A 13,053-nucleotide genomic window follows, 5' to 3' on the forward strand; every position below is an offset into this window, starting at 1 on the left:
CCTCTTAATTAAGTGATCAATTTTGAGGATTGGTATTATTGCGCCTTATTTAATATTACTCAGCCACACGCTTTGGTATGGTTCTAGCTCTATTGTTAATTGGCTTTCTTCAATCGTTTTATCTGCCACCAAATCAAACCACTTTTGGGTGTTAATTAAGTTTAAGTCGGCCAATGTGAGTGTTTGTGGTTTATCGCTAATGTTATAAACACAAAATATACTTTGGCGTCTGTCTATACTTTGCCTCCAAAAGCCAAATAAACCACCTGCTAAATGCAGCGTAAACTGTGTAGCATTGGGGTGAAAGGCACTCTGCTTTTTGCGTACTGCCAATAAACTTTTTATGCCGTTAAACACTTTATGATGATGACTATACTTTTCACCAATTGCAGCCAGTAGCTTTGACTCTTGCCAACGATGACGATTTATAGCGCGGTTATGCTGTGAATTTTCAAATCGGTCGTAATCGTTAGTTGTACCCAACAAACTATGAATATAAAGCCCTGGGATACCTTCAAGCGCAAACATAATTGCGTGAGCACACATAAATCGCTCAAGGCCAAACTTATCGGGGCCATTGTGCGTCCCTTGAAGTGCATCAAATAAAGCAATATTTAGCTCGTACGGTGTATGTGTGCCATCGTTACTTGTACGCATAGATACACGACCACCAAACTGCATGGTTGTACTTACTAGTGACGCCACTTCGCTAGGTTGTAGTAAACCTTCAATTGGTCTGAGCCCTACTCCATCGTGCGAGGCTATAAAGTTAAAGTATGCAGTACCATTTTGCGCAGGCGGCATACTCATCATCCAATGTTTAATTGCTGTACTATCTCCGCTAAGTAATGTGTGTAGCAACAATGGCGGTAAGGCAAAGTTATAAATACTGTGCGCTTCGTTGGCATTACCAAAATAAGACAGGTTTTCTTGGTTTGGAATATTGGTTTCGGTAATTATAACTACGCTGGGCTCTGCGTGCTCAATAAGTGTTCGCATTAGCCTTACGGCTTCATGTGTTTGCGGCAAGTTAATACAACTTGTATTAAGCTGTTTCCACAAAAATGCAACCGCATCGAGTCTAAATAAACGTACGCCATTGTCTAAATAATGCCTAATTATTCCCACAAACTCTTTAAGTACATCAGGATTGCCAAAGTCAAAATCAACCTGATCGTGACTAAACGTACACCATACGTGCTTTTCACCGCTTGGCGTTGTTACAGTATTTAATAACGATGAGGTTCGCGGGCGTACAACTTGGCTTAAATCATCCGTTAAGCTGGCCGTTTTAAAGTAGTCTTTACCAGGGTGTAAATCGTTTAAAAAGTTCTCAAACCATACGCTTCTGCTTGAGCAATGGTTAATAACTAAATCTGCCATTAACTTTACGTCTTTAGCGATGTTTTGAATATCTCCCCAATCACCTAACGACTCATTCACTTGCACGTAGTTCATTACGGCAAAGCCTTCATCTGAGCTATACGGGTAAAATGGCAATATATGCAGCGTATTTAACTGCATATCACATTGCTCTTTTATAAACCGGTGTAGTGTTTTAAGCGGTGCCTCCATTGGGCTCGATACGGCAAATTCACTATCATCGTGTTTAATAATAGAATCGCCATAAGCAATCAATACTATATCTTGTTCATCCCATCGGTTTGTATGGGGTGTCGGGTCGCGCAGTGCATTGCTACCTAATATAATTTTAATGAGTTGCTGAGCAAGCTCAGTAACCGATAAAGGCAGCTCAACACCCTCATAAATAATATGAAGATGTTGCTCTACTCGTTGTAAAAATAATTCGCTAACTGTGCTCACATGCGCCCCTAATATTTATTGTTTAGACTTATAGGCTAGTTAACCTGCGCGCAGGTTAACTATATTCTTCGTTATCTAGCTCTACGGCTTCTTTTAAGCGCTCAAGTACGTCTGGCATTGCTGATACAACACGGTTCCAACTTGGCACAAATGGCGCTTCCATTGGGTTTTCTAAAAAGTGTTGCCCTGCTTCCATAATATTTTGTGCAAACATTTCTACTGCTTTTTCTTCTTGGTGTACATCAAGCGTTAACCCGTTCATAAGCGCATCGTTGTGATAGGTTTCAATAAAATCTAGCCCGATACGGTAGTAAGTCGCTTTTAATGAACGAATTGTTTCGCTGGTAAAAGTAACACCTTGTGTTGCCAGCTTTCTAAACAATGCCTTAGTAATATCAATCGACATTTTAGACAAACCTGCGCTTTGGTCATCAAGTGAAAGTTCTTGGTGCTTATGATCGTAATTATCTGCAATATCTACTTGGCACAAGCGGTTATGTGAATAGTTACGATACATTTCACTCAGTACGCCTATTTCAAGGCCCCAATCACTTGGTATGCGAATATCGTTTAAAACATCGCGTCTAAACGAAAACTCACCTGCAAGTGGGTATCTAAATGAGTCCATATATTCAAGGTAGTCGGTATTGCCTAAAATTGTTTTAAACGAGCGAAGCAGTGGCGTTACTAATAAGCGCGATACACGGCCATTAATTTTGCCATTAGCAGTACGCGGGTAAAATCCTTTACAAAATTCATAGTTAAAACGCGGATGCGCAACGGGGTAAATTAAGCGAGCAAGTAAGCTTCTGTCGTAGGTTAAAATATCGCAATCATGCAGCGCGATAGATTCCACTTCCGCTGTTGCTAATTTATAGCCCATGCAGTACCACACGTTACGGCCTTTACCCAACTCACGCGGTGCAACGCCTAGCTCTTGTAATTCTTTATCAAGTGCTTGTAAGCGTGGGCCGTCGTTCCATAATACTTTATGGTTTTGGTTTAGCTCTTTAAAAAAACCAAGTGCATGGCGGTACTGTGCTTCGTCGGCTCTATCTAAACCTATGGTAATTTGCGATAAATACGGTACTTCGCGCAACTCACTAACTATATTTTGCAGTGCAGGGCCTTCGAGTTCACTAAATAACGAAGGAAGTATTAATCCCATTGGGCGCTGCTTGCTAAAAGTAAGTAGCTCTTTTTCTAGATCTTCTATTGGTCTGTCGGCAATATTATGTAATGTTGTAATAATGCCATTTTGATAAAAATCAGCCATGAGATGTTTGCTCCTCAGAAATACTTAAAATACTGCTAATGCACGGCAACGATGTTATTTCTTCAATCCAGCCCAGCGGTGCTGGCGATTGAGAGTATCGTGCTTTATTGTGCGACAATTTAACCGGCTTTTTACTCGCCGGATTGGCGATAATAATGGCGATATTTGCATGCTCTAACATTTGCTTATCGTTATCGCTATCACCAAGTGCAATGACCGTGAGAGGCTTTCTGAAATGATGGGTAAACTGTTTAACTAACCACTGCTGTGCAGCGCTTTTATCGGTATTTTTAGCAATATGAATGAAGCGCCCACCAATTTTTATATCGTAACCGAGTGCTTCTACATCATTTACAAAGGCGGTGAGTAATTCGTCGTTGCCATACCAATAAAGAGGGTCTGAATAATCGCGTGTTTGTGCACGTCTTGCTTGCGCATCGTCTAGCCCGGTAAGCTCTGATATTTGCTCACTCGATAAGTCGCTAAACAATTTGTAATGCGCTTTGTAATCGGCATTTAAGGTATTTAAATCCTGTAATAAACTCGATAATGGCTTTGCCATCGCATAACACCAGTAAGCGCCTACTTTTTTACAACCAATAGGCTTTAATTCAAAATAGTCTTCTGGAATAAATACTGCTGCGCCGTTCTCTACAATAAAAGGCTGTTGAATATTTAAATCATTTTTAAGCTCAATGACTTCGCAAAAAGTTTTACTGGTATTAAACACCACCGGAATATGCGCATTTTGCAGCTGCTGTAATAACTCACTGATATTATTTGTATTATAATCAGCGTGATCGAGTAATGTGCCATCCAAATCTGTAAAAATAATTGGCTGGAGAGTGTCATCACTTGTTAGATGCATACCGCTAATATCGCGGTTGCTATCAAGCTCAATTAAAGCGTTTGCTTTAGCGCTCAGTGTGTTTAAGTTCTCACGCGTAATACGCTCAAAATGAGAAATAAAATACACCAATTGCTCGTTAGTCATGGTGCCTGAGCCTTCACCTTTTTTGGCTATTAGCTTTTGTTCTTGCTCTTGTCGCCATGTAAAAACATCACTAAAACTCGGTGCTTTTAGCATAACGGTATAATCAATTAGGTTAAAAACGGCTTTATATTCGTTTGCTAAACAGCTGTTTATACAGCGGCGCCAAACACCTTCTTTATCAAATTGTTGCTCTAACTCGTTAAGCGGCTCACTCAATGAAAACAGCGGTTGTGGCTCACTACCTACGCACCACCCTTCTAAAATAATAATATCAACGGGCTTTTTGTTTGTTAGCCAATCACTTGCTGGCACGCAGTCGTCTTCATGTTTATTAAAACGCGGAAGCGGTATGTTTACCTCACCTGCAAGTAAGTTAGTTATTGTGCTATTCATTAACGCTACGTCGTGAGTACCTGGTACTCCGCGAGTAGTAAAAAGAGGATGTACATCTTTGGCAAGCTCAGTACGTGCTTGTTTTGCTAAATAAAAGTCATCAATCGACAATGCAACACTATTAAACGGGGTGTTTTTAGAAAACCAGGTAACTAAAAAATCAGCGAGTGTTGTTTTTCCTGAGCCTTGGCATCCATTTATGGCAACAAAAATAGGAGTATTTGTTTTTTTAGATTCGAGGATGTCATGCGCGAGTGGAACAAAATATTGCTCACTCAAATATTGATACTTTAAAGGCAGTTGGTGTTTTGCTAAAAACGGGGTTATATCCACAATATTGGCCTCTGACATAGTTACTCCTTTGCATACAATGCGTCTGGGAGTTAAATGCAGGTACTAGACCATTATTATTTTTATATATTTATTAATAGGTTAAAAAAATAGCGCATTCAAAATGCGCTATTATGGTGCAATCTATTTACCTAATGTACAAAATTAAACTTTTTCAGGTTCTGCTTTTGGTAACACTAAGTTAAGTACTATTCCTAAAATAGCGCAGAGGCTTACGCCCTCTAAACTAAATTGGCTGCCACCAATATGCATACCACCAATACCGCACACCAAAATAAGTGCAACAATACTTAAGTTACGCGGCGCAGTTAAATCATCGCCCGACTTAACTAATGTATTTAAACCCACTACAGCAATAGAGCCAAAAAGTAGAATCATAATGCCGCCCATTACTGGCACAGGAATAGTTTGCAAACCAGATCCCATTTTAGCTACAAACGCTAAAATAATGGCAATAACGGCTGTCCACATCATTACTTTAGGATTGAAGTTTTTGGTAAGCATGACAGCGCCCGTAACTTCTGAGTATGTAGTGTTAGGCGGACCACCAAATAACGATGCTGCAGAAGTCGCAAGGCCATCACCAAATAAAGTGCGGTGAAGCCCTGGCTTTTTCAAAAAGTCTTTATTGGTTACTTGGCTAATAGCCATCATATCGCCAATATGTTCAATTGCAGGTGCTATTGCTACAGGTACCATAAACAAAATAGCCTGCCATTTAAACTCAGGCCAAGTGAAGTTTGGTACAGCAAACCACTGTGCGTTAGTCACTGCGTCAAATTGCACAACGCCCATACCAAGCGATAAACAATAACCCGCTACAACCCCTGCTAATATTGGTATAAGCTTAAATACGCCTTTTCCCCATACTGCAAAAATAAGCGTTACCACTAACGAGAACAACGAAATATAAATAGCGCTAGTGTAATCAATAATTTGAATACTGCCATCGCCACTTTTACCCATCGCCATATTTACGGCAACAGGTGCAAGCGCAAGGCCAATAACCATAATTACTGGGCCTACAACAACAGGCGGTAAAATTTTATGAAGCGTTGCAACGCCTTTAAATTTTACTAATAAGCTTAAAAGCATATAAGCAAAACCTGCAACCATTAAGCCGCCCATAGTGGCCGGTACGCCCCACATTTGCACAGCGGCAATAATAGGAGCAATAAAGGCAAACGATGAAGCTAAAAATATAGGCACCTGGCCTTTAGTCACTACCTGAAACAGCAAAGTACCAAGGCCTGCGGTAAAAAGCGCAACATTAGGATCCAAGCCCGTTAAAAGCGGCACTAATACCAATGCACCAAATGCTACAAACAGCATTTGCGCGCCCGTTAAAATAGTTTTTATTGAAAAGGTGTCATTATTTTGCACTTAAGACTCCTAAACAGTACCGAATATTTTGTCGCCCGCATCGCCTAAACCAGGGATAATATAGCCCTTTTCGTTCAAGTGGCTATCTACTGAGGCTGTAAATATTTCTACATCTGGATGTGCTGTAAGTGTTCTTTCAACACCTTCTGGTGCTGCAACTAGTACAATTACTTTGATTTCTTTACAGCCTGCTTTTTTAAGCATATCGATTGTGGCAATCATTGAGCCACCCGTTGCAAGCATAGGGTCAATAACTAAGCTTAAGCGCTCATCAATATTACCTACTAGCTTTTCAAAATATGGTACTGGCTCTAGTGTTTCTTCGTTACGTTCAAGACCAACAACACTCACTTTAGCGGCTGGTAATAACTGCATAACACCATCCATCATGCCAAGACCAGCACGCAAAATAGGCACTACGGTAATTTTTTTACCTTTAATATGCTCTACTTTTAATTTATTGCCATCCCAGCCTGTAATTTCGTTATCTTCTAACTGTAGGTTTTTAGTTGCTTCGTAAGTTAATAAGGTTCCAACTTCAGAACATAATTCACGAAAGCTTTTAGTACTAATACCATGCGCTCGCATTAGGCCTAGTTTATGTTGAACAAGAGGGTGAGAAATAACGTGAATTGCCATGATATAAACCTACTGATACAAGAATTTGCAGTATTTTATATTAAAAAAGGTCATTTGACCTGTAGTTTTAAAGAGATTTTCATACATCGTGCCAAAATGCATTGTTTTGCTTGATATTTATGCAAGAGATTAGCAAAACCTGTTTATTAAATGTTACTCGCTAACCAGCTGTTTACTTGCTGTTGCATATAACTATTTATTTTTTGGTGCTTGGGGCTCCAGCCAGCTAAAAATCGATAAAAGTCAGCCCATGCAGCAGGCCATAAAGCGAGCCAATTGTCAGCTATTTTACCTGCTGGTGCTGTAGGATGATAAGTAGTAATAGCAGTCTTTAAATTATCAAAATAATACGCAAGATACTCATCAGCGCACTCGTGTAATTGTGCATCACTTAAGCAACTGGTCATAAAATACATTACATCAATTATCCCAGAGCCTGCACCTATATACTGAAAATCATAACCGAGTATTTCATCGCGCTCATTCGCTGCAAAGTTAGCAAGTTTTGCATCGCCATGAATCAGCGTTTTATACGCACAACTTTGTAGTTGCTCATCTATTTTATGTGCAGCATTTTTAATATCGGACTTTTTATCAAGGTTATTTTTTAGTTTATTAAACTCATCTGGGCGCGTGCTTAAATGCCAGTAGTTGCCTTGCTGCCATAACCCATCAGCGGGTTTACTTAAGTTAAACGCATGAAAGTGTGCAAGCCACCTTAATATAGCTTTAACATGTTGTGGCCCTGCTTGAGTAAACCCATGTTTGGTAAAGTTTTTAAACACCAGCGCGTATTCATCGTCTTTATTAATTGCACCTATACATTCAATACTTTGCGCATGTACTGGTAAATGTTGGCTATAAAGCTTATAAAATGTGTATTCAACACTATACGAATACTGCTTTCTTTCAAGCGCAAATTCGCTTTGTTTAATTTTAGGATGGTGTATATAACTGGGTATTTTAATAGCTTTAATAACGCATGGCTTATCATCAAGCTGGCACTGCACAATACTGCCACATCCACTCCAAAGTGATGTAAGCGTATCGCCAATTTCAATGTGCTTAAAGTGAGGTTGTAATAAAGGAATATAAAATGCCATAGCTATATTAAGTAATTAAGTTTTTTGTAGTTTAACATTAGTGGACGTTTTTAATAAAACTAAGGCATAAAAAAGCCCCACTTGGTTTTATACAAGTTTGTATGTAAATAGTGGCCAAAATCACTATGCCACTACAGTAAATCATTCGAGAAAAGACTTCTAAGATATGTAAACAATACTCTCGGCCTCCGAGCCACTTAACGCTCAAATAACAGTCTAAAATGGAACGAAGTGACGCAGCCCATGTGTTAGCGTCCCAGCGAGCGAAGCGAGAGCCTTGAGTGGTTTGTTATACATCCGAACTAAAGCCCACGTTGCCAACGCTTTGGGTAGATACCTTTGAATACGATATTAATAAGTTCTTGTCTGTCTATATATCCTTTTTTGCATTTAATGCCATAGTAAATGAAGGAAAATAAAGCATAAAACGTGTATAGCGATAAACATAGGATTGAGAAGCATAATGTGAACACTACTAATACTGTATGACCATCGTAGCTGCGGATTGGTATATCTGACTCGACACCAAAGCTTGAAGCAATGACGAAAAATAAAGGGTATGCAACTGCAAACCCAAATAAGCAACAAACACCGCCAACTTTCGCAGACTGCGAGTAAAAGTAAGGCTTTAGTCTTTTTTGACTGTTAATTGCTCGAATTAGCAAAACACTTTTCCTAGGATGTATAACACCTACGATAAGCGGTAGCTGGGCGCTTTTCCCAGATATCCGTCTTCATCGTTTTGTTACCCTTCAATTGCCGACCATTCATCAAAGCGCTTACTTAAAACAGGTGCTAATTTATCGAAGGTAATCCAACTGTCCTCTATGTGATACAAAGTTTTTGCACCCTCGCCAGCGGCTGATTCATAATCTTCGTAAAAAAGACCGTCTTCGGATTCATAGTAATAAGCAGCAAACTTGTTTCCAATAACATCAAGGTCTTCGTCAGTGAATTTTTCGTCGCAATTTTGAATAAACCAATTTGTCGGAGATAACTCTCTGGTTTTTAGTGCACCCAAAGCCTCTGGAAACTCTTCAGTATGAATTGAGCCTGCCAAATTATTTAATAAACACCATGATACAAACATCGCCATGTGTGTTGCACCTTTCTCACTCGCCAAATCTTTTGGGAAATCGCCGCCATAGTGCCACGAGGCATCATCATATTTCATTACAACCTCCTTGAAGGATAACGCTTCGAATATGCGGCGCGCGCTGTTTGCGCGTCGGCCATGATTTGTTTGTTATGTGTGCTTACGCAAAATGACATAGGTTTGCCGCTTTTATGTAAGGTGCTAATTTGATTATTGCCTGTGCATCTTTATACCAAACTATGTAGGTATAATCCCACTCTTCTGTAATTACACAATCGAGGTCTGGAATTACAATTTTTGAGAATTCCGAAGCGTCCTTGTTCATAGACTCTTTGTAGCTTGAAAGTGCAGTACTAATATTGTTAATAGTTACTAATTCCTCTTTAGCACAAACCGCTTCCTGAAGAATATAATCCTGACTGAGTAGAACTAAGAGCTGATTAAACCTTTGCCATTCATTCTCAGTAACTTCGTCCAGTTTGTGTGAATCTTTCTCGCCCAACCAATCAGCCCAAAGAGATACAAATTCCTTTTTGAAATCAGATTTCACTTCCCAGTCTTCAAAGTATTGGTGATACATCACATTCCTTGAGCACATAACGCCCGCCTAACACGCAATGTGTTGGCGTGGCTTTTTGCGTTTTTTGCGTTTTTTGCGTTTTTTGCGTTTTTTGCCAAAACCATGACAACATTACATTGTCGGAGTTAAGGCGTTTGTTATGTTCTTTAAACAACAGGACTCTAGCCAAATAAAATACCAAAGTCATCGGTTAAGTATACTGGTTCTGTTTCAGTGCCAGTGATTATATATAATTTGTCTATGTATTCTGGTAAATATTTAAGTAGCTCAGGGTAATGCTTTACATCGCGTAATGTGCAATTGCCAATGGCTGAAATATGGTTACCATTTTCAATTGCATATTCGTCTAACTTAATGATTTCATCTAGGCTGTGTTTGTAATATTTAGCATTCAAGCCCAACGTCGAAATAAACTTTAAAACTCTAGGGGCAAGATCTATATATTTATATTTACCATTAAAAAAGAGCTCTTCAATATCGCCATAGTTGTTTACCGTTTCGATATTTTTCGTAAGTAGCCATTTGCAATGTTCGACATCGATAAGTGCGAATTCGCCTCCACATTGCAACAAGAAATTTACTTTTTGGCTTTTCGAATTTTTTAACGACCAATCCCCCTTGTTACTACTAAATCCAGTATTACGTTTCGCATATTCTGACATCTCGTAAAACTTGGTTTCGACTACTGCAGCTTCCTTTAAAAAAATCGGAGTAGTTAATTCTTCTATTAAAACCGCTTTACCTTGAATTCTAACTATTCTTGCATCAATGCTTCCTGTTAACGCTGTTACTTCTCGCTTAAACCGCTTTTTTATATTTTTTGCTTCAGTTGGCAATAAGAATAGAATCGAAAAAAAAGCTACTAACCCTAATACTAAGTAATAAATATTGTCCAAAATTCCGTCCTGTTAGAATGTTGCAGTATAAATCACATAAAGAACATAACGCCCAAATAACAAGCTAAAAATAGCAAACTAAACTTGACAGCCACTCTAATCGAACAAACAAAACGTTACTATTAAATTTAATTTTTAGGTTAGGAATTTATCTTTTATCGCCGGGTTGCTTTCATTTCATACATCAAATAAGTCACTAGCGCTCTTAATCTAAATTACACGCATGAAAATGCCTGCATGATGCAGTTATGATTTATTAATGAATAGTTGAAGCTTTATGCCAGTAGCTTTTCGCAGTTACAAACTAAACTTGACAGCCACTCTAATCGAACAAACAAAACGTTACTATTAAATTTAATTTTTAGGTTAGGAATTTATCTTTTATCGCCGGGTTGCTTTCATTTCATACATCAAATAAGTCACTAGCGCTCTTAATCTAAATTACACGCATGAAAATGCCTGCATGATGCAGTTATGATTTATTAATGAATAGTTGAAGCTTTATGCCAGTAGCTTTTCGCAGTTACAAACTAAACTTGACAGCCACTCTAATCGAACAAACAAAACGTTACTATTAAATTTAATTTTTAGGTTAGGAATTTATCTTTTATCGCCGGGTTGCTTTCATTTCATACATCAAATAAGTCACTAGCGCTCTTAATCTAAATTACACGCATGAAAATGCCTGCATGATGCAGTTATGATTTATTAATGAATAGTTGAAGCTTTATGCCAGTAGCTTTTCGCAGTTACAAACTAAACTTGACAGCCACTCTAATCGAACAAACAAAACGTTACTATTAAATTTAATTTTTAGGTTAGGAATTTATCTTTTATCGCCGGGTTGCTTTCATTTCATACATCAAATAAGTCACTAGCGCTCTTAATCTAAATTACACGCATGAAAATGCCTGCATGATGCAGTTATGATTTATTAATGAATAGTTGAAGCTTTATGCCAGTAGCTTTTCGCAGTTACTGATATTCGCTCGCCGCTTTCGCTTTAAGTTTTCACAATAACCTTCTTGTGAGGCTGGCCTGCCCACTGCGCCATGAAATACGCGCGTAAATTGGATTGTAAGCTTTAACCAGTTTTCTGGAGATATATTCACTCTTTCTAGTAAAGGCAAGTGTGTACTCTCAATATACCCTCGCTTATCTTCTCGTATACAACGTCCTGTTAATTCAACAAGTTCAAGGTACGATTTAAGCTCAAACGGGAGTCCTTTTGGCATTATCTGACGTGGCATGCCTGCAAAGCGCAGTAGTTGTCTTGGTTGCTTCCCTTCTTTTGCATATGTTAGTCGCTGTTTGATGCTGGTATGGCCTGAATCCTCTGGAGTGTTAGCCATTTTAGCTCTAATGGGGTTTAAATCGACATACGCCATACAGGCCGCAAGGGCTGCTTCATCTAGTAATGCTTGCGATTTGAATCTACCCTCCCAGAACCGTCCTGTGCAGTTATCTTCTTTATTTGCTCTGCGAGCAATGTCTTCATTTAATAGCCGCATAAACCAACTGATACTTGATAGGCGCTCTCGGTATTGCTTTACTGTTTGATTAAAAAAGATAAGTTCAACTTTACTTAGCTTTTCACCCTGTATGTATTTTTGCGTAAGTACGGTCCCTTTACAGAGTTTATGCCAACGGATAATAATCGCTTTATCATTTAGCCTATTCGCTTTTTTATCATCAACATACAGTACTAAATGGGTATGATTACTCATTACGGCATAAGCACATACATCAATACAAAATATTTTTGCTAATACGAGCAACCTATCTTCAACCCAGCCTCGTCGATGCTCGTAAGACTTGCCTGTACAGCGGTCTTCACCACACAAAAAAGCACGACGCACGCAACGTGAAATACAGTGGTAGTATTTTGTATCAACCAAACTTACTTGACGCTTTCTTGCGATTGCCATAAGACACTCTGCTTGTTTTTTGCACTAAATAAAGGCTAGCCTTTAATTTTAAAAAATGCAAAATTTAGGATGGGTGTCTAGTTTATTTGTTGCCAAAAATAAAGCCCCTTGCTGATAGGTTTGAAAATAACAAAAAGCCCCGCGAGTGCGAGGCGATGTGGTTGGATTCAATGCGGTCAACGTCGAAATTGAGCCTTGCTTGCCCCATCAGTAAGAACCCAATGGGTCACTTCAGAGGGCGAGGCTTTGGATTCAATTTTTTTAGGTTTGATCCCTATTTACGGGCCTTTTGAGCACGTTATGAGTTCCCCAAAAAATCAGTACTTGAAAAGCAAAATAAATTCCAAACTCATACAAAATCCTCAACAAAATATGCAAATTAGAAGTGAGGCTACTAAGCTGTGAGCTATCAAAATGTACGATTGAGTAATACCAAGTACCGTAAGGAATAAAAGCTATCAAAAATGACATTGAAGCGATAATTATCTTTATATAGTTAAAGCGACTTTCTATAAGCCACACCGTAAAAATGAACAAAACAAAATGCCAAATTTGATAGGTAAACCAAACATATGACGGCTCATATAACC

At 38.8% G+C, this 13,053-nt stretch carries 10 protein-coding genes; all 10 read right to left on the reverse strand.

Annotated elements, in window-relative coordinates:
- Positions 1-45: 45 nt before the first annotated feature.
- Positions 46-1,824 (reverse strand): sugar phosphorylase, encoded by a 1,779-nt coding sequence (locus I6F43_RS01355; protein WP_197100589.1) that lies wholly within the window; start codon positions 1,822-1,824, stop codon positions 46-48.
- A gap of 55 nt (positions 1,825-1,879) precedes the next feature.
- Positions 1,880-3,100, reverse strand: coding sequence for a glycosyl transferase (locus I6F43_RS01360; RefSeq protein ID WP_002958673.1), 1,221 nt, complete (start codon positions 3,098-3,100; stop codon positions 1,880-1,882).
- Positions 3,093-4,838 carry an HAD-IIB family hydrolase gene (locus I6F43_RS01365; RefSeq protein ID WP_197100591.1) on the reverse strand — a complete coding sequence of 582 codons (1,746 nt, stop codon included), beginning with the start codon at positions 4,836-4,838 and terminating at the stop codon, positions 3,093-3,095. The genes I6F43_RS01360 and I6F43_RS01365 overlap by 8 nt, the downstream gene beginning before the upstream one ends.
- Before the next feature lie 144 nt (positions 4,839-4,982).
- The gene (locus I6F43_RS01370; protein WP_024607205.1) at positions 4,983-6,221 is read right to left on the reverse strand and encodes a uracil-xanthine permease family protein; all 1,239 of its coding nucleotides are present in this window, start codon (positions 6,219-6,221) and stop codon (positions 4,983-4,985) included.
- A 9-nt stretch (positions 6,222-6,230) separates the two neighbouring features.
- A complete protein-coding gene (upp, locus tag I6F43_RS01375) occupies positions 6,231-6,860 on the reverse strand; it encodes a uracil phosphoribosyltransferase (RefSeq protein WP_007580883.1) in 630 nt (209 codons plus the stop codon).
- A 146-nt stretch (positions 6,861-7,006) separates the two neighbouring features.
- On the reverse strand, positions 7,007-7,963 hold the full coding sequence (locus I6F43_RS01380; protein WP_197100593.1) for a phosphotransferase: 957 nt from the start codon (positions 7,961-7,963) through the stop codon (positions 7,007-7,009).
- A gap of 745 nt (positions 7,964-8,708) precedes the next feature.
- Positions 8,709-9,137 (reverse strand): DUF7832 domain-containing protein, encoded by a 429-nt coding sequence (locus tag I6F43_RS01385; protein ID WP_169044783.1) that lies wholly within the window; start codon positions 9,135-9,137, stop codon positions 8,709-8,711.
- An 82-nt stretch (positions 9,138-9,219) separates the two neighbouring features.
- On the reverse strand, positions 9,220-9,639 hold the full coding sequence (locus tag I6F43_RS01390; RefSeq protein WP_169061463.1) for a hypothetical protein: 420 nt from the start codon (positions 9,637-9,639) through the stop codon (positions 9,220-9,222).
- A 161-nt stretch (positions 9,640-9,800) separates the two neighbouring features.
- Positions 9,801-10,535, reverse strand: a complete 735-nt coding sequence (locus tag I6F43_RS01395; protein WP_197100594.1) for a hypothetical protein — start codon at positions 10,533-10,535, stop codon at positions 9,801-9,803.
- Between the two features lie 953 nt (positions 10,536-11,488).
- Complete coding sequence (locus tag I6F43_RS01400) at positions 11,489-12,463, reverse strand: transposase (RefSeq protein WP_197100596.1); 975 nt, start codon at positions 12,461-12,463, stop codon at positions 11,489-11,491.
- Between the last annotated feature and the right edge of the window lie 590 nt (positions 12,464-13,053).

The organism is Pseudoalteromonas sp. NZS71_1, from assembly GCF_015864305.1.
GTDB classification, from domain to species: Bacteria; Pseudomonadota; Gammaproteobacteria; order Enterobacterales; family Alteromonadaceae; genus Pseudoalteromonas; species Pseudoalteromonas arctica.